Genomic DNA, 22580 nt, shown 5'->3' with positions numbered 1-22580 from the left:
AGCGGAGGGCAGCCGATTTCCATGACGACTGGTCAGCATTTCAACGGCACTCAAGAAGAGGACGCGATCGCGGTCGTCGGGATGTCCTGCCTGGTACCAGGGGCACGTGACGTCGCCGAGTTCTGGGAGCTGCTGCGGTCCGGGCGCGACGCGCTGACCGACATGCCCGCGCACCGCTGGGAACAGATCTCCGCCGACGCGGGCGACCCGGTGCGCCGGGGCGGCTTCCTGGACTCGGTAGCCGATTTCGACGCCGCCTTCTTCGGCATCTCGCCCCGTGAGGCGCGGGTCATGGACCCGCAGCAGCGCCTGCTGCTGGAGCTGGCCTGGTCCGCGCTGGAGGACGCCGGGATCGTCGCCGCCGACCTGGAGGGCAGCCCGACCTCGGTCTACGTCGGCACCGCGCGCGAGGACTACGCGGCCCTGGTCTACCGCCAGGGCTCGTCCGCGATCACCCAGCACACCAACGCGGGCGTGCACCGCGGCGTCATCGCCAACCGCATCTCCTACGCCCTCGGCCTGCGCGGCGCGAGCCTCACCGTCGACACCAGCCAGTCGTCGTCGCTGGTCGCGGTGCACCTGGCCTGCGAGTCCCTGCGCTCGGGCGACTCCGCGCTGGCGCTGGCCGCCGGCGTGAACCTCAACATCCTGGCCGAGACCGTGCTCGGCGCCGAGCGGTTCGGCGGGCTGTCCCCGGACGGCCGCTGCCACACCTTCGACGCCAGGGCCAACGGCTACGCGCGCGGCGAGGGTGCCGCCGTGGTCGTGCTCAAGCCGCTGCGCGCGGCCCTCGCCGACGGCGACCGGGTGCACGGCGTGCTGCTGGGCAGCGCGGTGAACAACGACGGCGCGACCTCCGGCCTGACGGTGCCGAGCGCGCTCGCGCAGGAACAGGTGGTGCGGACGGCGCACCAGAGGGCGGGCGTGTCGCCCGACGACGTGCAGTACGTCGAGCTGCACGGGACCGGTACCCCGGTGGGCGACCCGATCGAGGCCGCGGCGCTGGGTGCGTCGATCGGCACGCTCAAGCGGTCCGGCGACCCGCTGGTCGTCGGCTCGGTGAAGACCAACATCGGTCACCTGGAGGCCGCGGCGGGCATCACCGGCCTGGTGAAGACCGTGCTGGCGATCGGCAACCGGGAGCTGCCCGCGAGCCTCAACCACGAGACGCCGAACCCGGCCATCCCGTTCGACGAGCTGAACATCTCCGTCGTCACCAGCCGCTCGCCCTGGCCGCACCCGGACCGCAGGCTCGTCGCGGGGGTCAGCTCCTTCGGCATGGGTGGCACCAACTGCCACGTCGTCGTCGCGGAGGCCCCCACCGCACAGCCCGACGAGACCGCCCGGCCCGACGAGACCGCCCGGCCCGACAGGACCGCACAGGCCGGTGAAGCGACACCGCTGCCGGTGGTCGTCTCCGGCCGCGACCCGCAGGCGCTCCGCGCGCAGGCCGAACGGCTCCTCGCCGCCGCCGAGGCGGGCGACGCCGACGTCGCGTCCCTCGGCTGGTCCTCCCTGACCACGCGCACCCGGTTCCCGCACCGCGCCGCCGTCGTCGCCGCGGACCGCGAGGAGCTGGTCGCCGGCCTGCGCGCGCTCGCGGCGGGCACCCCCGCCGCCGGGCTCGTCACCGGCGTCGCGTCGGCGGGCGCGCTCGCCGCCGTGTTCACCGGCCAGGGCTCCCAGCGGGTCGGCATGGGCCTGGAGCTGCACGCCGCCTCACCGGTCTACGCGCGGTCTTTCGACGAGGTCGTGGCGCACCTCGACCCGCACCTGGACCGCCCGCTGCGCGAGGTGGTCGAGAGCGGCGAGGACCTCGACCAGACCGGCTACACCCAGCCCGCGCTGTTCGCGGTCGAGGTGGCCCTGTTCCGGCTGTTCGAGTCGTGGGGCCTGCGCCCGGACTTCGTGGCGGGCCACTCGGTCGGCGAGATCGCCGCCGCGCACGTCGCGGGCGTGCTGTCCCTGCCCGACGCCGCCGCGCTCGTCACCGCGCGCGGACGCCTCATGCAGGCGCTGCCCGAGGGCGGCGCGATGGTGGCCGTGGGCGCGACGGAGCGGCAGGTCGCCGAGCACCTGTCCGACACCGTCGCGGTCGCCGCCGTCAACGGACCCGAGGCGGTCGTGCTCTCCGGTGACGAGGACGCCGTGCTCCAGGCCGCCGCGCGGCTGCGGCAGGCCGGGCACAAGACCAAGCGGCTCCCGGTGAGCCACGCCTTCCACTCCCACCGCATGGACGCGATGCTGGACGCCTTCCGCGAGGTCGTGTCCGGCCTGGAGTTCCACCCGCCCCGGATCGCGGTGGTCTCCGCGGTGACCGGCCGGGTCGCCCCCGCCGAGCTGCTGGTGTCCCCGGAGTACTGGGTGGAGCAGGTCCGCGCGACCGTCCGCTTCGCCGACGCTGCCCGCGCCCTGGAGGCGGCGGGCGTGCGCACGGTCGTCGAGTTCGGCCCGGACGGCGTGTGCTCGGCCCTGGTCGCCGACAGCGTCGTGGACCGGTCGGCGGTGCGGGCGGAGTCGGTGCTGCGCAAGGACCGGCCCGAGGCGCGCACCGCGATGGCCGCCGTGTCCCGGCTGGTCGTGTCCGGGGTCGAGCTGGACTGGGGCCCGGTGTTCGCGGGCACGGGCGCGCGCCGGGTCGACCTGCCCACCTACGCCTTCCAGCGCGAGCACCACTGGGTCACCGACGGCCCGGCCGGCGGCGCGCCCGACGACGCACCCGCCGCGCCGCGCCGCGAACCCGCCGCACGCCCGGTCACCACCCCCGCCGCCGGCGGGGCGCCCCGCGCCGCGGACCTGGTGACCGCGCACGTCGCCGCCGTCCTGGGCCTGGCCCCCGGCAAGGCGGTCGAGGTCGACCTGCCGTTCCGCGACCTGGGCTTCAGCTCGCTGATGGTCACCGAGCTCAGCGACGCCCTCGCGGAGGCCACCGGGCTGGGCCTGCCGTCGAGCACCCTGTTCGACCACCCCACGCCGGCCGCGCTGGCCGCCCACCTCGACACCCTGCTCGGCGGCGGGGACGCCGAGGCCGACGAGTACGCCGCCGCCGGGTCGGACGACGAGCCGATCGCGATCGTCGGCATGGCGTGCCGCTACCCCGGCGGGGTCGCCTCGCCCGAGGACCTGTGGGGGCTGGTCGCCGCCAACGGCGACGCCGTCTCCGGGTTCCCCACCGACCGGGGCTGGCCCGAGGACCTGGTCGACCCCGACCCCGCCGCGTCCGGCAAGAGCTCCGTGCGCGAGGGCGGTTTCCTGCACGACGCGGGCCGCTTCGACGCCGGGTTCTTCGGCATCTCCCCGCGCGAGGCGCAGGCGATGGACCCGCAGCAGCGGCTGCTGCTGGAGACCGCGTGGGAGGCGCTGGAGCGGGCCGGCCTCGTCCCCCGCGACCTGCGCGGCTCCCGCACCGGGGTCTTCATCGGCGCCACGACGTTCGACTACGGCCCCCGGATGCACGACGCGCCCGCGAGCGTGGAGGGGCACCTGCTGACCGGCGGCACGGCCAGCGTCATGTCCGGCCGCATCGCCTACCAGCTCGGCCTGCTCGGCCCCGCCATCACGGTGGACACCGCCTGCTCGTCGTCCCTGGTGGCGCTGCACCTGGCCGTGCAGTCGCTGCGCCGGGGCGAGACGTCGCTCGCGATCGCGGGCGGCGTGGCGGTGATGTCGACCCCGGGCATGTTCCTGGAGTTCTCCCGCCAGCAGGGCCTCGCCCCCGACGGCCGCTGCAAGTCCTTCGCCGCCGCCGCGGACGGCACCGCGTGGGCCGAGGGCGTGGGCCTGCTCGTGGTCGAGCGGCTGTCCGACGCCCGCCGCAACGGGCACCAGGTGCTCGCCGTGGTGCGCGGCTCGGCGGTCAACTCGGACGGCGCGTCCAACGGCCTGACCGCGCCGAGCGGCCTGGCGCAGCGGCGGGTGATCCGCCAGGCCCTCGCCGACGCCGGGCTGACCGGCGCCGACGTCGACGTGGTCGAGGCGCACGGCACCGGCACCAGCCTGGGCGACCCGATCGAGGCGGCGGCGCTGCTGGCGACCTACGGCGCCGACCGGGGCGACCGCGAGCCGGTGCTGCTCGGGTCGCTCAAGTCCAACATCGGCCACGCCCAGGCGGCGGCCGGCGTCGGCGGGGTGATCAAGCTGGTGCAGGCGATGCGCCACGGCGTCGTCCCGGCCACCCTGCACGTCGACGAGCCGACCCCGCACGTGGACTGGTCGTCGGGCGCGGTCTCGGTGGTCACCGAGAACCGCGCCTGGCCGGAGACCGGGGGACCGCGCCGCGCGGCGGTGTCGTCCTTCGGGATCAGCGGCACCAACGCCCACGCCATCATCGAGGTGGAGCCGGCGGAGGTCCGGCCGGGCGGTGGTGACGCGGCGCGCGCGCCGTGGGTGCTGTCCGCGCCGACCGCGGAGGCGCTGAGCGCCCAGGCCGCGCGGCTGCGCGAGTTCGCGCTCGCCCACCCGGACGCGCACCCGGCCGACATCGGCCTCGCGCTGGCCACCACCCGCACCCCCTTCGCCCACCGCGCGGTGGTGCTCGGCTCGACCGGGCAGGAGCGGCTCGACGGACTGGCCGCCCTCGCGGGCGGGGAGCCCGCACCCACCGTGGTGCGCGGCACGGCGGTGCCCGGCAAGACCCTGCTGATGTTCACCGGCCAGGGCGCCCAGCGGGTCGGCATGGGCCTGGAGCTGCACGCCGCGTTCCCGGTGTTCGCCGAGGCGTTCGACGAGGTCGTGGCGCACCTCGACCCGCACCTGGACCGCCCGCTGCGCGAGGTGATCGGGAGCGGCGAGGACCTCGACCAGACCGGCTGCACCCAGCCCGCGCTGTTCGCGGTCGAGGTGGCGCTGTACCGCCTGGCCGCCCACCACGGCGTGGTGCCGGACCTGGTGGCCGGGCACTCGATCGGCGAGCTGGCCGCCGCGCACGTGGCCGGCGTCCTCTCCGTCGAGGACGCCGCGACGCTGGTCGCCGCCCGGGGCAGGCTGATGCAGGCCGCGCGGTCGGACGGCGCGATGATCGCGATCGAGGCCGAGCCCGACGCCGTCGCCGCCTCGATCGCCGAGCACGCCGGGCTGGTCGACGTCGCCGCGGTGAACGGCCCGCGGGCGGTGGTGATCGCGGGTGACGCGGAGGTCGCCCACCGCGTCGCCCGGGAGTGGAAGGACAAGGGCCACCGGGTGCGCGCGCTGCGGGTCAGCCACGCGTTCCACTCGCCGCACATGGACGGCATCCTCGACGAGTTCCGCGCGGTCGCCGGGGGCGTGGCGTTCCGCGCCCCCGCCATCCCGCTCATCTCCACCGTCACCGGCGAGGTCGTGGCCCCGGAGCGCATCACGACCGCCGACTACTGGGTCGACCAGATCCGCTCGGCGGTGCGGTTCCACGACGCCGTGCTGACGGCGACCGGCCTGGGCGCGACGGTGCTCGTCGAGATCGGCCCCGACGCGGTGCTGACCGCGCTGGCGCGGGAGACCGTCGAGGCCGCCGACGCCACCGCGACCGCCGTGCCGCTGGCGCGCGCGGACAAGCCGGAGGTCGACACCTTCGTCGCCGGGCTGGCGGGCGTGCACGCGGCCGGCCCCGAGCTCGACCTCACGCCGTTCTTCCCGGACGCCGTCCCGGTCGACCTGCCGACGTACGCGTTCCAGCGCGAGCACTTCTGGCTGACCGCGGGCACGCGCCCCGACGCGCGCGGCCTCGGCCTCGACCCGGCCGGGCACCCGCTGCTCGGCGGCGTGGTCGAGGTGGCCGACGACGGGAGCGTCGTGCTGACCGGCGTGCTGTCGACCAGGACGCACCCGTGGCTGGCCGACCACGTCGTCGAGGGCGTGGTCCTGCTGCCCGCGACCGCGTTCCTGGAGCTGGCGTTCGCCGCCGGCGAGCGCACCGGCGCCGGGCGGGTCGAGGAGCTGACGCTGCGGGCCCCGCTGCCCCTGCCCGAGGGCGAGGCGGTGCGGGTCCAGGTCAGGGTGGCCGCCGCGGACGACGCCGGCTCCCGCCGGTTCACCGTCCACTCGCGACCGGGCGGCGACGACCCGACCGCCGCGTGGACCGAGCACACCGCGGGCCTGCTGGGGCCCGCCGGGGACGACCCCGCCGCGACGGGGGGCGCGTGGCCGCCCGCGGGCGCGGTGGCCGAGCCGGTCGAGGACGCCTACCCGGCGCTGGCCGCCCTCGGCTACGACTACGGCCCGGTGTTCCAGGGGGTGCGGTCGCTGTGGCGGTCGGGGCCGGACGTCCTGGCCGAGGTCGCGCTGTCGGACGCCGACCACGACGACCGGTTCGGGCTGCACCCCGCGCTGTTCGACGCGGCGCTGCACCCGCTGCTGCCCGACGCGGCGCGGGACCGCGACGAGATCCGGCTGCCGTTCGCCTGGGAGGGCGTCACCCTGCACACCGCCGGCGCCACCGCGGCCCGGGTGCGGGTCTCGCCGGTCGGCCCGGACGCCGTCCGGCTGGAGCTGACCGACGCCACCGGCGCGCCGGTGGTCACCGTCGAGTCGCTGACCCTGCGCGGGGTCTCCCGCGCCGTGATCGGCAAGGCGGGCAGGGGCACCTCGCTGTTCGGCGTCACCTGGCCCGCGATCGCGACGCCCGGCACCGCGACGCCCGGCACCGCGACGCCGACCCGGACCGACCTGGCCGCCACGCTGGCCGACACCGCGCTCGCCGACGTCGTCGTCGCCGAGCTGACCGGCGGCGGCGACTCCCCGGCCGCCGCCCACGAGGCCACCGCCTCGGCGCTGGCGCTGGTGCGGGACTGGCTGGCCGACCAGCGGTTCGCCGACGCCACGCTGGTGCTGGTGACCCGCGGCGCGGTCGCCGCCCTGCCCGGCGACCGGGTCGACGACCTGGCGCACGCGCCGGTGTGGGGCCTGGTCCGCTCCGCGCAGTCGGAGCACCCCGGCCGCCTGGTGCTGGTCGACTCCGACGGCTCCGAAGGACCGGACGGCGCCCTCGTCCTCGCGGCGGCGGTGAGCGGGGAACCGCAGGTCGCCCTCCGCGCGGGCCGGCTGCACGCCGCCCGCCTGGCCAGGACCGCGGGCACCCCGACCGACCGGTCGATCGACCGCGACGGCACCGTCCTGATCACCGGCGGCACCGGCGGGCTGGGCGCCCTGGTGGCCCGGCACCTGGTCGCCGAGCACGGCGTGCGGAACCTGCTGCTGGTCAGCAGGCGCGGCGAGGACAGCCCCGGCTGCTCCGCGCTGGTCGACGACCTGACCGCGCGGGGCGCGCGGGTCCGGGTCGCCGCCGCCGACGCCGCCGACCGGGACGCGCTCGCCACCGCCCTGGCCCTGGTCCCGGCCGAGCACCCGCTGACCGCCGTCGTGCACACCGCGGGCGTCCTGGACGACGCGACGATCACGGCGCTGACCGACGAGCAGGTCACCACCGTGCTGCGGCCCAAGGTCGACGGCGCGTGGAACCTGCACGCCCTGACCGCCGACGACGACCTGGCCGCGTTCGTCCTGTTCTCGTCGGTCTCCGGCATCACCGGCACGGCCGGGCAGGGCAACTACGCCGCCGCGAACACCTACCTCGACGCGCTGGCCGCGCACCGGGCCGCCGCCGGGCTGGCCGCGACCTCGCTGGCCTGGGGCCTGTGGGGCGCGGACGCGGAGGGCATGGGCGCGACCCTGTCCGACGCGGACGTGCAGCGCTGGACCCGTTCCGGCGTGGTCCCGCTGACCCGGGCGCAGGGCCTGGCGATGTTCGACGAGGCGCTCGGCCTGGCCGACCCCCTGGTTGTGCCCGCCGTGCTGGACCTGGCGGGCGGCGGTGAGCGCCCGCGCCTGTGGCACGGCCTCGTCCGGCCCCGGCGGGTGGAGCGCCGGGCGGTCCAGGACGACTGGGCCGCGCGGATCGCCGCGCTGCCCGAGGCCGAGCGGGCGCCGGCCGTGCTGGACCTGGTGCGCGGCACGGCGGCGCTGGCGCTGGGCCACGCCTCCGGCGCGGCCGTCGAGCCGGGCCGGGCGTTCAAGGACCAGGGCTTCGACTCGCTGACCGTCGTCGAGCTGCGCAACCAGCTCGGCACCGCGACGGGCATGAGGCTGCCGTCCACCATCGTGTTCGACCACCCGAGCCCGGAGGCGCTGACCGCGTACCTGCTCGCCCAGCTGGCCGGCACCGGCGCGACCGGCGCCGCGGTCCGCGCCACCGTCGCCGACGACGACCCGATCGCGATCATCGGCATGGCGTGCCACTACCCCGGCGGGGTCCGCTCGCCGGAGGACCTGTGGCGGCTCGTCGCCGAGGGCACCGACGCCATCAGCGGGTTCCCGACCAACCGCGGCTGGGACCTCGAACGGCTCTACGACCCGGACCCGGAGGCGATCGGCAGCTCCTACATCAGGGAGGGCGGCTTCCTGCACGAGGCCGACCTGTTCGACCGGGACTTCTTCGGCATCTCCCCGCGCGAGGCCACCGCGACCGACCCGCAGCAGCGGTTGCTGCTGGAGACGGCGTGGAACGCCTTCGAGAACGCCGCGATCGACCCGGCGACCCTGCGCGGCAGCAACACCGGCGTGTTCGTCGGCGCGATGTACGACGACTACGCCGCGCACCTGTCGTCCGTGCCGCCCGAGTTCGAGGGCTTCCTGCTGGTGGGCAACACCTCCAGCGTGATCTCCGGCCGCCTGGCCTACACCTACGGGCTCGAAGGCCCCGCGGTCACCGTCGACACGGCGTGCTCGTCGTCGCTGGTGGCCCTGCACCTGGCCGGGCAGGCGCTGCGGTCGGGCGAGTCCGACCTGGTGCTCGCGGGCGGGGTGACGGTGATGGCCGGCCCCGGCTCGTTCGTCGAGTTCAGCCGGCAGCGCGGGCTGTCCCCCTCCGGCCGGTGCAAGTCGTTCTCCGCCGAGGCGGACGGCACGGTGTGGAGCGAGGGCGTCGGCCTGCTGCTCCTGGAGCGGCTGTCCGACGCGCAGCGCAACGGGCACAAGGTGCTGGCGGTGCTGCGCGGTTCGGCGATCAACCAGGACGGCGCGTCCAACGGGCTCACCGCCCCCAACGGGCCGTCGCAGGAGCGCGTGATCCGGCAGGCGCTGGCGAACGCGGACCTGGGTCCGGCCGACGTCGACGTCGTCGAGGCGCACGGCACCGGCACCCCGCTGGGCGACCCGATCGAGGCGCAGGCGCTGCTGGCCACCTACGGCGCCGCGCACGACGCGGACCGCCCGCTGTGGCTGGGCTCGCTCAAGTCCAACATCGGCCACTCCCAGGCGGCGGCCGGCGTCGGCGGCGTCATCAAGGTGGTCGAGGCGATGCGGCACGGCACCCTGCCGCGCACGCTGCACGCCGGCACGCCGTCCCCGCACGTGGACTGGTCGACGGGCGCGCTGGCGCTGCTGACCGAGCCCCGGGCGTGGGACAGCGGGGACCGGCCGCGCCGCGCGGGCGTGTCGTCGTTCGGCATCAGCGGCACCAACGCGCACGTGATCATCGAGCAGGCGCCGCCGGCCCCGGCCGACGCCGGAACGCCGGCCCCCGCGCCCGCGGTCGAGCCGCCGGTGGTGCCGTGGCTGCTCTCCGGCAGCTCCGTCGCGGGCCTGCGCGCCCACGCGGCCCGCATCGGCGAGCTGCTGGCCGAGGGCGACGTGGACCGGCTCGACGTCGCCCTGTCCCTGGCCACCACCCGGTCCGCCCTCGCCCACCGGGGCGTGGTCGTGGCCGCCGACCGCGACGAGCTGCTGCGCGGCCTGTCCGAGCTGGCCGCCGACGGCCCCAACGCGGTGCGCGGGCTCCGCGCCGACGGCCTGACCGCGTTCATGTTCACCGGCGGCGGCGCGCAGCGCGTCGGCATGGCCGCGCAGCTCTGCGCGACGTACCCGGTGTTCCGGGACGCCTTCCACGAGGTGGCCGACGAGCTGGACAAGGGCCTGCCCCGGCCGCTGCGGGAGGTCATCGGGACCGGCGACGAGCTGGACCGGATCGACTACACGCTCGCCGCGCTGTTCACCGTGGGGGTCGCGCTGTTCCGCCAGCTCGCGGCGTGGGGCGTGCACCCGGACTTCGTCGTCGGCCACTCCACGGGCGAGCTGATCGCCGCGCACGTCGCCGGGGTGCTGTCCCTGCCGGACGCGGCCACGCTGGTCACCGCGCGCGGCCGGCTCATGCGCGGCCTGCCCGAGGGCGGCGCCATGATCGCGATCCAGGCCACCGAGGAGGAGGTCGCCGGGACGCTGCCGGAGTCCGGCAGGGCGGTCATCGCCACCATCAACAGCCCGCAGTCGGTCGTCGTCTCCGGTGACGCCGACGCCGCCGAGGCCGTCGCCGCGCTCTGGAAGGAGCGCGGGCGCAGCACCAAGCGGCTGGCCATCAGCCACGCGTCGCACTCGCCCCGGATGGACCCGATGCTCGACGAGTTCCGGGCCGTCGCCGAGGGGCTGACCTTCCACCGCCCGAACACCCGGGTCGTGTCGACGGTGACCGGCGAGGTCGAGACCGGCGACCGGTGGACCACCCCCGACTACTGGGTGGACCAGGTGCGCCTGCCCGTGCGGTTCCTGGACTCCGTGCGCACGCTGGAGGCCAGGGGCGTCACCACGATGCTGGAGCTGGGCCCGGACGGGGTGCTGTCGGCGATGGCCGCCGCCGGGGTGGAGCACGCGGTGGCGCTCCCGGCCATGCGCAACGGCCACGACGAGCCGCGCACCCTGGTCGGGGCGCTCGGCCTGCTGCACACCAGGGGCGTGCGGGTGGACTGGGCGGCGTTCTTCGCCGGGACCGGCGCGCGGGTCGTCGACCTGCCCACGTACCCGTTCCAGCGCGAGCGCTACTGGCTGGAGAGCGCCGGCGTGCCGGCGACGTCCGGCCCGAGGCCGGGCGACCACCCGCTGCTGGGCGGGGCCGTCCCGCTGGCCGACACCGACGAGGTGCTGTTCGCCGGCGAGGTCTCGCAGGCGGCGCACCCGTGGCTGGCCGGGCACACCGTGTCCGACGCCGTGGTGCTGCCCGCGTCCGCGCTGGTGGAGGCCGCCGCCTGGGCCGGTCGCGCGGTCGGCTGCCCGGTCGTGGTGGAGCTGGCGGTGCCGGCCGAGCTGGCGGTGCCCGAGTCGGGCTCCGCGGCGGTGCAGGTCCGCGTCGGCGGCGCGGACGAGGACGGCACGCGCACGGTGTCCGTGCACGCCAGGACCGCCGACGACGAGTGGGTGGCGGTGGCCGCCGGCCTGCTCGCCGCCGACACCGCGGCGGACCCGGGACGGCCCGTCGACACCGCCGCCGCGGTGGAGGTGCGGCTCGCCGACGAGCACACCCGGCAGGCGGGCGCGTTCGGCCTGCACCCGACCCTGCTGCACGAGGCCCTAGCGCTCGCGGGCGTCACCCGGGACCACCTGGCCTCGGCGTGGCGCGGGGTGCGGCTGCACGCCACCGGCGCCGCCGCGGTGCGGGCGCTGGTCACCCCGACCGGGGAGGACGGCGCGTCGGTGGTGCTGACCGACGCCGACGGCGGCCTGGTCGCCACCGTCGACTCGGTCACCTGGCGCGCCCGGACGCCCGCCGACCTGGTCGGCGGCCCCGGTCCGGTCCGGTCGCTGCACCGCCTGGGGTGGACCGCGCTGCCGCTGACCCCCGGCGCGCCGCCGGTCACCTGGGCCGCCGTCGGCGGCACCCGGACCGACCTGCCGGTGTTCGACGACGTCACCGCCGTCGCCGGGTCCGGCCTGGCCGCCGAGGTGCTGCTGCTCGGCGCCGGGGCGGGGACCGGCGGCGACGCCGCGGCGCGGACGCACGAGGCCGCGTCGGGGGTGCTGGCGGAGCTGCGCGCGTGGCTGACCGACCAGCGGCTCGCCGAGACCCGCCTGGTGGTGCTCACCCGGGGCGCCGTGGTCGCCGCCGACGCGGACACCTGCGACCCGGCCGCCGCCGCGCTGTGGGGCCTGGTCCGCTCGGCGCAGCTGGAGAACCGGGACCGGGTCGTCCTGGTGGACACCGACACCGACACCCCCGACCTCGCCCTGCTGGCCGCGCTGCTCGACACCGACGAGCCCGCCGCCGCCCTGCGCGGCGGCGAGCTCCTGGTGCCGAGGCTCGGCCGGGTCGGCGGTGACGCGCCGGACGACGGCCGGGACGCCTGGCCCACCACGGGCACGGTCCTGGTCACCGGCGGCACCGGGGCGCTGGGCGCGGAGGTGGCGCGCCACCTGGTGACCGGGCACGGCGTGCGGCGGCTGCTGCTGGTGAGCCGGTCCGGCCCGGACGCCGCGGCCGCCGAACCGCTGCGCCGCGAGCTGGCCGGGCACGGCGCGACCGCGGAGGTCGTCGCGTGCGACGTCGCCGACCGCGACGCGCTGGCCGCCCTGCTGGCCGACATCCCGGCCGAGCACCCGCTGACCGCCGTGGTGCACGCGGCCGGGGTGCTGGACAGCAACCTGGTGACCGCGCTGGAGCCCGCGCAGCTGGAGCGCGTGCTGCGGTCCAAGGTGGACGGCGCGTGGCACCTGCACGAGCTGACCGAGGGCGTGGAGCTGTCCGCGTTCGTGCTCTTTTCCTCGCTCCTCGGCGTGTTCGGCGGCGCGGGGCAGGCGAACTACGCCGCGGCCAACGCGTTCCTGGACGGCCTGGCCCGGCACCGGGCGTCCCGCGGCCTGCCGGCGACCGCGCTGGGCTGGGGCCTGTGGGAGGTCGACGGCGGCATCGGCGCCGGGGTGACCGACGCCGACCTGGCCCGCTTCCGCCGCGACGGGTTCGTCCCGGTCGGGGTGGCGCACGGGCTGGCCGTGCTCGACGCCGCGCTCGGCCTGCCCGACGCCGCGCTGACCGCGACCCCGTTCGACCTGGACGTGCTGCGCTCCGGCGGCGACGTGGCCCCGCTGCTGCGCGGCCTCGTCCCGCCCGCCGCGCAGGCCCGGCGGGCCGGGGGCGACGGGGTGCCCCTGTCCGAGCTGTTGGCCGGGCTGCCCGCCGAGAAGCACCGGGCGGCCGTCCTGGGGCTCGTCGGCGGCCAGGTGGCGGCGGTGCTCGGCCTCCGCGACGCGGGCGCCGTCGACCCCGACCGGCCGTTCCAGGAACTGGGCTTCGACTCGCTGACCGCCGTCGAGCTGCGCAACCGGCTCAGCGCGGCGGTGGGGGAGCGGCTGCCCGCCACCATCGTGTTCGACCACCCGACGCCCGCCGCGCTCACCGCGTACCTGCTCGACGTGATCGCCCCGGACAGCGCCGCACCGCTCACGTCCCCGGTGCTCGCGGAGCTGGACAGGCTGGAGGACGCGCTGTTCTCCGCGGACGGGGACGACGGGAGCGGGGACGACGGGAGCGGGGACACGATCACCGTGCGCCTCCAGACGATCCTCTCCCGCTGGATGGAGTCGCGGAACGGCCCCGGGACCACCGCCACCGCACCGGACGCCTCCATCGAGGACGCGTCCACCGCGGAGCTGCTGGCGTTCATCGACAACCAACTCGGCCGAGCCGACAGCTGAGAAGTCCTGACGAAAGGCTGGGGAAAGACCATGGCGGATGAGAAGAAGCTCGCCGAGTACCTGAAATGGGTGACGGCGGACCTCCAGAAGGCGCGGCACCGCATCACCGAGCTGGAGTCCGGGCGGCAGGAGCCGGTGGCGATCGTGGGCATGGCCTGCCGCTACCCCGGCGGGGTCGCGTCGGCCGACGACCTGTGGCGGCTCGTGCTCGACGGCGAGGACGCGGTCTCCGACTTCCCGACCGACCGGGGCTGGGACCTGGACCGGCTGTTCGACGAGGACCCGGAGACCCCCGGCACGACCTACGCCCGCCAGGCCGGGTTCCTCGACGGCGCCACCGAGTTCGACGCGGAGTTCTTCGGGATCTCCCCGCGCGAGGCGGTGTCGATGGACCCGCAGCAGCGGGTGGTGCTGGAGGCCGCGTGGGAGACCTTCGAGGCGGCGGGCATCGACCCGACCGGCCTCAAGGGCGACGACGTCGGCGTGTTCGTCGGCGCGGTCGAGCAGACCTACCTCGGCCTGCGCGGACCGGCCGAGCTGGAGGGCTACCTGATCACCGGGAAGCTCACCAGCGTGGTGTCCGGCCGGGTCGCGTACTCGTTCGGCTTCGAGGGACCCGCGGTCACCGTCGACACCGCGTGCTCGTCGTCGCTGGTCGCGCTGCACATCGCCGCGCAGTCCGTGCGCTCCGGCGAGTCGACCCTGGCCCTGGCGGGCGGCGTGACGATCGGCGCGACCCCCGGCGGGTTCGTGGACTTCTCCCGCCAGCGCGGCCTCGCCGCCGACGGCCGGTGCAAGTCGTTCGCCGCGGCGGCCGACGGCACCAGCTGGTCCGAGGGCGTCGGCCTGGTCCTGCTGGAGCGGCTGTCCGACGCGCAGCGCAACGGGCACCAGGTGCTGGCGGTGCTGCGCGGTTCGGCGATCAACCAGGACGGCGCGTCCAACGGGCTCACCGCCCCCAACGGGCCGTCGCAGGAGCGGGTCATCCGCAGGGCGCTGGCCGAGGCCCGGCTGAGCGCCGCCGACGTCGACGCGGTCGAGGCGCACGGCACCGGCACCAGGCTGGGCGACCCGATCGAGGCGCAGGCGCTGCTGGCCACCTACGGCGCCGCGCACGACGCGGACCGGCCGCTGTGGCTGGGCTCGCTCAAGTCCAACATCGGCCACGCGGTCGCCGCGTCCGGCATCGGCGGCGTCATCAAGATGGTGCAGGCGGTCCGGCACGGGGTGCTGCCCAGGACCATCCACGTCGACGAGCCCACCCCGCTGGTCGACTGGTCCCGCGGCGGTGTCGAGCTGCTCACCGAGCAGCGGCCGTGGCCGGAGACGGGCAGGCCGCGCCGGGCGGGCGTGTCGTCCTTCGGGGTCAGCGGCACCAACGCGCACGTGATCATCGAGCAGGCGCCGGACGTCGTCGCGGAGACCGGGCCGGAGACGCCGCTGCCGGTGGTGCCGTGGCCGCTGTCGGCGAAGACCCCGCGCGCGACCAGGGCCCAGGCGCAGCGGCTGCTGTCGTTCGTCGAGCGGAACCCGGCGCTGTCGGCCGAGCGGGTCGCGCGGTCGCTGGCCACCACCCGCGCCGCGCTGGACCACCGCGCGGTCGTGGTCGGCACCGACCGCGAGGGCCTGCTGACCGGGCTGCGCGCGCTGGCCAGGGACGAGGAGACCGTCCCGGTGGTGGCCGTGCGGCGGGGCGGCCTCGGGCTGCTGTTCACCGGCCAGGGGTCGCAGCGCGTCGGCATGGGTCTGGAGCTGCGCGCGGCGTTCCCGGCGTTCGCCGAGGCGTTCGACGCGGTGTGCGCCGCCGTCGACCCGCACCTGGAGCACCCGCTGCGGCAGGTGATCGCCGAGGGCGACCGGCTCGGCGAGACCCGCTACGCCCAACCGGCGCTGTTCGCCTTCGAGGTGGCCACCGCGCGGCTGGTGACCTCGTGGGGGCTGCGACCGGACGTGCTGGTCGGCCACTCCATCGGCGAGCTGGCCGCCGCGCACCTGGCCGGCGTGCTGTCGCTGGACGACGCCGCCGCCGTGGTCACCGCGCGGGGCAGGCTGATGCAGGCGCTGCCGGCCGGCGGGGTCATGGTCGCGCTGCGGGCCACCCCGGCCGAGGTCGCGCCGCTGCTGGAGGGCTACGAGAGCCGCGTCGGCATCGCCGCGGTCAACGGGCCGTCGGCGGTGGTCGTCTCCGGCGACGAGGACGTGGTCACCGGGATCGCTGCCACCGTGGCCTCCTGGGGCCGCTCGACCAAGCGGCTCGCCGTCAGCCACGCCTTCCACTCGCCCCTGATGGAGCCGATGCTCGCCGAGTTCGGCGAGGTCGTGCGCGCGGTCGCCTTCGCCGAGCCGACCACCCCGATCATCTCCACGGTCACCGGCGAGGTGGCGGACGCGGACGTGCTGCGCTCGCCCGAGTACTGGATCGACCAGGTGCGCCGGCCGGTGCGCTTCCTCGACGCCGTGCGCCGCCTCGCCGAGCAGGGCGTCACGGCGACGCTGGAGGTCGGCCCCGGGGCCGCGCTGACCGCGCTGGTCGGCGACGGCCTCGACGGCGCGGCCGGCGTCACGGCGGTCGCGAGCACCCGCACCGGCAGCTACGAGCCGCTGGAGCTGCTCGACGGCGTGAGCCGGCTGTGGACGGCGGGGGTCGCGGTCGACTGGGACGCCTACCTGGCGCCGTCCGGCGCGGTGGCGGGCCCGCTGCCCAGCTACGCCTTCCAGCGCCAGCGCTACTGGCTGGAGCCCGCCGCGATGCGCGGCGACGACCCGACCGGGCCGGTGTCGGACCACCCGCTGCTGCTGGCCCCCGTCGAGGTCGCCGGCCGGGACGAGGTGCTGCTCCCCGGCGCGCTGTCGACGTCCGCCGCGCCGTGGCTCGGGGAGCACCGCCTGTTCGGCGTCCGGCTCGTCCCGTCCTCGGTGCTGCTGGAGATGGCGGTGCGGGCCGGGGACGAGGTCGGCTGCCCGCACGTCGACGAGCTGGTGGTGCGCGAGCAGGTGGTGCTGCCGGAGCGGGCCGGGCTGCGCGTGCAGCTCACCGTGGACGCCCCGGACGGCGAGGGCAGGCGGCGGATCGGCGTGCACACCGGCGCGGACGAGGACCGTCCCGTGTGGACGTTGGCGGCGACCGGGGTGCTCAGCCCCCGCTGGAACGCCGCGGAGGACCTGGGCGAGTGGCCGCCGACCGGCGCCGAGCCGCTGGACGTCGACCTGCTGCTCCAGCACCGGGCCGACGCCGGGTTCGCCCTCGGCCCCACCTTCTCCGGCCTGACCGCCGCGTGGCGGCGCGACGGCGAGGTGTTCGCGGAGGTGCGGCTGCCCGCCGACGCCGAGGCGGACGGGTTCAGCGTGCACCCCGCGCTGCTCGACGCCGCGCTGCACCCCGCCGCGCTGCTCACCGGGCACCCCGGCGTCGTCGCGGAGTGGCGCGGGGTGACCGTGCACGCCGTGGGCGCCACCGCCGCCAGGGTGCGGCTCACCCCCGGCGAGGACGGCGCGGTCTCGGTGCTGCTGGCCGACGCGTCGGGCGCCCCGCTGGCCCGCGCGGCGGGCGTGGTCACCCGGCCCGCGAGCGAGGACGAGGTCGGCGCCGCGCTGGCCCGCCCCGGCGACGCGCTGTTCCGGGTGGCCTGGACCCCCGTCATCCCGGCCGGGCTGCCCGGCCCGGCGGGGCTGGCCGTGCTGGAGACCGGCGGCGGCAGCCTGCCGTGGCCGCTGCGGTTCGCCGGTCTCGACGAGGCGCTGTCCGCCGCCGGGACGTTCACCGGCCTGGTCGCGCCGATGATGTCCACCGAGGACGACGCGGCGGGCACGGTCGCCGACCGGGCCCAGGCCGCCGTCCTGCGGGCGCTGGAGCTGGTGCGCGCCTGGAACGACGACGAGCGCTCCGCCGACGTCCCGCTGGTCCTGCTGACCCGGCGCGCGATCGACGCCGACGACACCCCGCTCGACCTGGCCGCGGCCCCGGTGTGGGGCCTGCTGCGCTCCGCCCAGTCCGAGATGCCCGGCCGGTTCCGGCTGGTCGACGTCGACGACGACCCGGCGTCGCTGTCGGCGCTGCCCGCCGCGATCGCCACGGGCGAGGCGCAACTGGCCGTGCGCGCGGGTTCGGTGGTCGCGCCCAGGCTCGCCCGGCTCGCACCGGGCCGCGCGGCGTCCCCGTGGCGACCGGGCGGCACCGTCCTGGTCACCGGCGGCACCGGCGCGCTCGGCGCGCTGTTCGCGAGGCACCTCGTGCGCGCCCACGGCGTCACCGACCTGCTCCTGGTCAGCCGCAGCGGACCGGCCGCGCCGGGCGCGGGGGAGCTGGCCGACGAGCTGGCCGCGCTCGGCGCGCGGGTGACGATCACCGCGTGCGACACCGCCGACCGGGAGGCGCTCGCCTCGGTGCTGGCCTCCGTCCCCGCCGCGCACCCGCTCACCGGCGTCGTGCACACGGCGGGCGTCCTGGACGACGGCATGATCGACTCCCTGGACGCCGACCACGTCGCGAGGGTGCTGCGGCCCAAGGTGCACGCCGCGTGGAACCTGCACGAGCTGACCCGGGACGCGGACCTGTCGGCGTTCGTGCTGTTCTCCTCCGTCGCCGGGGTCATCGGCGGTTCCGGCCAGGGCGCCTACGCCGCGGCGAACACCTTCCTCGACGCGCTGGCCGCGCACCGGGCGGGCGCCGGGCTCGCGGCGACCTCGCTGGTGTGGGGCCTGTGGTCGCACGCGGGCGGCATGGGCGGCAACCTCGGCGAGGCCGACCTCAAGCGCATCGCCCGCACCGGGCTGCTGCCCATCACCCCCGAGGACGGCCCCGGCCTGTTCGACGCCGCGCTGCGGGCCGGCCGCCCGGCCCCGGTGGTGACGCCGCTGGACGTGCGCGCGCTGGCCGCCCGGCCCACCGCCGTGCCGCTGCTGTTCACCGCCCTGGCCAGGGTCACGTCCCGCCGCGCCACGCGGGGCGCGGCCGAGGTCGAGTCGCTGGAACGGCGGCTGGCCGGGCAGTCCGAGCAGCGGCAGCGGGAGATCGTGGGCGAACTGGTCCGCGCCGAGGTCGCCTCGGTCCTGGGCCACGCCGACGCCTCCGCGATCCGCGACGACCAGCCGTTCGCCGAACTCGGCTTCGACTCGCTGATCTCGGTGGAGCTGCGCAACCGGCTGACCGCGCACGTCGGCGTGCGGCTGTCCGCCTCGCTGGTGTTCGAGCACCCGACGCCCGCCGCGCTGGCCGACTTCCTCCGCACCACGGCGCGCGCCGCGGTCACCGGCGAGGGCGACGCCGCCGCGGGCGTGGACTTCCCGGGCGAGGTGGTGCTCGCCGACGACGTGGTCGCCGCCGACACCGTGGTCACCGTCGCCACCGACCCCCGGGAGGTCCTGCTGACCGGGGCCAGCGGGTTCCTCGGGGCGTTCCTGCTGCGCGACCTCGTCCGCGGCACCGACGCGGTCGTGCACTGCCTGGTGCGCGGCGCCGACCAGGCCGACGCGGAGCGCAGGCTGCGGGAGAACCTGGAGTGGTACGAGGTGGCGGGCGAGGTCGACCCGGCCAGGGTCGTCGTCCACGTCGGCGACCTCACCTCCCCCCGGCTCGGCCTGGGCGAGGAGGTGTTCGACGACCTCGCCCGCCGGGTCGACGTCGTCTTCCACGCCGGGGCGACGGTGAGCTGGCTCCGCCCGTACACCGACCTGAAGGCGTCCAACGTGACCGGCACCGTCGAGGTGCTGCGGCTGGCCGCGCGCCACCGCACGGTCCCGGTGCACTACGTGTCGACCACGGGCGTGTTCGCCGCGTCGGAGGACAACGAGCCGGTGGGCACCACCGCCCCGACCGGTCCCGCGCACCTGCTGTGGAACGGCTACCTGCAGAGCAAGTGGGTGGCGGAGGGCGTGCTCGACATCGCCCGCTCGCGCGGCATCCCGGTGTCGGTCTACCGGGTCGACGTGGTGTGCGGCGACCGCGACAGCGGCGCGTGCCAGACCAAGGACTTCGTCTGGCTCAGCCTCAAGGGCCTGCTCCAGGCCGGTGTGGTCCCGGACCGGCTGACCGGCCGGGTGCACCTGGTCCCGGTGGACTACGTCAGCGGCGCCATCACCGCGCTGGCCACCCGCGACACCTCCGTGAACGGCACCTTCCACCTGTTCAACGAGCAGTCGCAGTCGTTCGGCAACCTCGTCGACCACCTGCGGGCCTTCGGCTACGACCTGCCGGAGACCGACTGGGACAGCTGGCGCTCGACCATCGCCGCCGACCGGGAGAACGCGGTCACCCCGCTCTTCGACTCGTTCGAGGGGCTCAACTCGGTGGGCGCGGGGCCGACCTACCCGCCGATGGACGTCTCGGACACGGAGAAGGCGTTGGCGGGCAGCGGGATCACGTGCCCGCCCATCGACCGGGCGCTGTTCGGCAGGTACGTGGACTTCTTCGTCCGCAGCGGTTACTTCCCCGCCCCCACCGGCCCGGCGTCCGCCGGCTGAAAAAGGCGGGAACCGAACTCTCGACGTGGTGTCAACCGGGTAATCGCCGCCGTCGCACGCGAGGGCCGGCGGCGATTACCTGACTGCGGCCGACCTGTGTTCCACGGGCGGTAGCGTTCACCTCGGCGTTGCCCGACACCGCGCCGAGCACATCCGGTCACCGATAACCCGAGTATTGGAGTGGATTCACCATGGCCTCCGAAAAACACGTCCTGGCCACCGACATCGACACGCACCAGGAAATGTTCAACGTGGCGTTCAACGCGGGCGACGTGGAGGCCGTCAACGCCTTGTACTTCGACGACGCCGTGGGTCTGTGGGAGCCCGGCGTGCCGGTCGCCGGCCAGGCGCGCCGGGACTACGTCGCCAACTTCATCAAGACCCGCAACGCGACCGTCGAGGCGACCGTGCTCCAGCAGCTGGTCAACGGCGACACCGCCATGGTGGTGGTCGAGTGGGAGATGGACACCACCAGGGACGGCAAGCCGGAGAAGCTCAGCGGCCTCGCGGTCGACGTGCTCAAGCGCGGCGAGGACGGCGGCTGGCGGTACCTGATCGACAACGCCTACGCGGGCAACGGCCCCTGGCCGTCGGAGAGCTCCTGGCCCGTGCCCCCGAAGCCCTGACGGAGCGCGGGCGCCGACCACCGCGTCAGCGGGTCGGCGCCCGCTCTGCGGCCCTGCGGGCGCGGGCGCCGATGCCGAGCGCGTGCCGGTAGTCGGTGGGCGTGACGCCGACGTGGGTGGTGAAGTGCCTGCGCAGGTTCGCCGCGGTGCCCAGGCCGCTGGCCTCGCTGACCCGCTCGATGGGCAGGTCGGTGGTCTCCAGCAGGCTCTGCGCGCGGGAGAGGCGCTGGTTGAGCAGCCACTTCAGCGGGGTGAGCCCGGTGGTCGCCTGGAACCTGCGGAAGAACGTGCGGTTGCTCATGCCCGCCCGCTTGGCCATCGCGTCGACGGTGAGCGGCTGGTCGAGGTTGCCGGAGGCCCAGTCCATCGCCATCGCCAGGGTGTCGTCGTCGTCCTCGGGCACGGACAGGTCGACGAACTGCGCCTGCCCGCCGGGGCGGTGGCCGGCCACGACCATCCGGCGGGCCAGCTGGCCCGCCACGTACGCGCCCAGGTCGCGGCGGACCAGGTGCAGGCACAGGTCCAGGCCCGCGGTCATGCCGGCGCTGGTGAGGACGTCGCCGTCGTCGACGTAGATCACGGTGTCCTCGACCTGGACCTCCGGGTAGCGCTTGGCCAGGTCGGAGGTGTGCATCCAGTGCGTGGTGGCCCTGCGGCCGTCGAGCAGCCCCGCCTCGGCGAGGGCGAACGCGCCGGTGCACAGCGACACCACGCGCGCGCCCGCGCGGGCCGCCTCGCGCAACGCCTCCAGCAGTTCCGGCGGCAGCGGGGCGCGGCCGTGCAGCACGTCGTCCGGGACCGAGGGGACGAGGACGGTGTCGGCGACGACCAGGTCGTCGAGCCCGTGCTCGGTGCGCAACGAGAAACCGCGGGGCGCGGGCTGGTCCGCCGTCACCGCGCAGAGCTTCAGGTCGTACCAGGGATCGGCCAGGTCGTGCTGCGGGTCCCCGAAGACCGCGTTCGCGATCGCGGTCTCGTACACCTCGCAGACCTGCATGTCGGTGCTGTTGACCACGGCCATCGCGACCACACCCGGACCCATGATCGCGAGTGTACGGCAGGAATCGTTCGAAGATGGTCAGTCCCGCCGCTGGTCAGGCCCTCTGGACTGATGAAAGCGTTGGAGTACGTCAAACACCGCGCCGCGTCGCCTGAACCGACGCGGACCGAACAGGAGTGAATGTGATGTCCAACCCCAATGCCGCCCAAGCGCCGGTCACCGTCGTCGGTCTGGGCCTGATGGGTCAGGCATTGGCCGCCGCGTTCCTCAAGAACGGGCACCCGACCACCGTGTGGAACCGCTCGGCCAACAAGGCCGAGGAACTGGTCTCCAACGGCGCCGTGCTGGCCCCCTCGCTGAAGGACGCCGTCGAGGCGAGCCCGCTGGTCGTCATCTGCGTCTCGGACTACGACGCCGTGCACCAGCTGCTCGACCCGCTGGAGGACTCGCTGGAGGGCCGCACGCTGGTCAACATGACCAGTGCCAGCTCGCAGCAGGCCCGCGACACGTCGAAGTGGGCGGTGGACCGCAAGGTCGGCGCCTACGTCGACAGCGCGATCATGGCCATCCCGCCGGCGATCGGCACCGACGAGGCCATCATGCTGTACTCCGGCCCGAAGCCGGCGTTCGACGAGCACGAGGAGACCCTCAAGGCGATCGCCCCCGCGGCGACCCTGTACCTCGACGAGGACCCGGGTGTCGCCAGCCTCTACGACGTCTCGCTGCTCGGCGTCATGTGGAGCGTCGAGAACAGCTTCCTCCACGGCGCCGCGCTGCTGGGCACCGCCGGCGTGAAGGCCACCGCCTTCCTGCCGCTGGCCAAGTCGCTCGCCGTCATGACGCTCGGCTTCCTCGACGCCTACGCCCAGCAGATCGACGACGGCGAGTACCCGGCCGACGACGCCACCATCACCACGCACATCCTGGCGATGGAGCACCTGGTCGACGAGAGCAAGGCGCTGGGCGTCAACACCGACCTGCCCCAGCTCATCAAGGTGTTCGGCCAGCGCGCGATGGACGCCGGCCACGCGGACAACAGCTACGCCGCGATGATCGAGCAGTTCCGCAAG

Annotated in this window: 5 protein-coding genes and 1 pseudogene; 5 read left to right on the top strand and 1 reads right to left on the bottom strand. The window is 75.9% G+C overall.

All coding sequences use genetic code 11. The annotated features are described in order from the left end of the window. Positions 1–21: 21 nt before the first annotated feature. From ACR807_RS25800 to ACR807_RS25785, 4 genes and pseudogenes are all read left to right on the top strand, one after another. Positions 22–13425, top strand: coding sequence for an SDR family NAD(P)-dependent oxidoreductase (locus tag ACR807_RS25800; protein ID WP_438923990.1), 13404 nt, complete (start codon positions 22–24; stop codon positions 13423–13425). Positions 13426–13494: 69 nt separating this feature from the next. Next, positions 13495–18243: pseudogene (locus ACR807_RS25795) on the top strand (SDR family NAD(P)-dependent oxidoreductase); the annotation flags it as partial. Between the two features lie 24 nt (positions 18244–18267). Then, positions 18268–19884, top strand: coding sequence for a thioester reductase domain-containing protein (locus tag ACR807_RS25790; RefSeq protein ID WP_438924002.1), 1617 nt, complete (start codon positions 18268–18270; stop codon positions 19882–19884). 191 nt (positions 19885–20075) lie between these two features. Then, positions 20076–20510: a YybH family protein gene (locus tag ACR807_RS25785; protein WP_438923989.1), complete on the top strand. Its 435-nt coding sequence runs from the start codon at positions 20076–20078 to the stop codon at positions 20508–20510. A gap of 25 nt (positions 20511–20535) precedes the next feature. Here ACR807_RS25785 and ACR807_RS25780 read toward each other — a convergent pair whose 3' ends face one another. Next, positions 20536–21531, bottom strand: coding sequence for a GlxA family transcriptional regulator (locus tag ACR807_RS25780; RefSeq protein ID WP_438924001.1), 996 nt, complete (start codon positions 21529–21531; stop codon positions 20536–20538). 164 nt (positions 21532–21695) lie between these two features. Here ACR807_RS25780 and ACR807_RS25775 point away from each other — a divergent pair. Beyond that, positions 21696–22580: NAD(P)-dependent oxidoreductase (locus tag ACR807_RS25775; protein ID WP_438923988.1), on the top strand; the 885-nt coding region annotated here is incomplete at its 3' end.

The organism is Saccharothrix sabaoui, from assembly GCF_051756985.1.
In the GTDB taxonomy this organism is placed as follows: domain Bacteria; phylum Actinomycetota; class Actinomycetes; order Mycobacteriales; family Pseudonocardiaceae; genus Actinosynnema.
The sequence above is the reverse complement of the archived record's forward strand: the minus strand, read 5'-3'. Positions and strand labels throughout refer to the sequence as shown.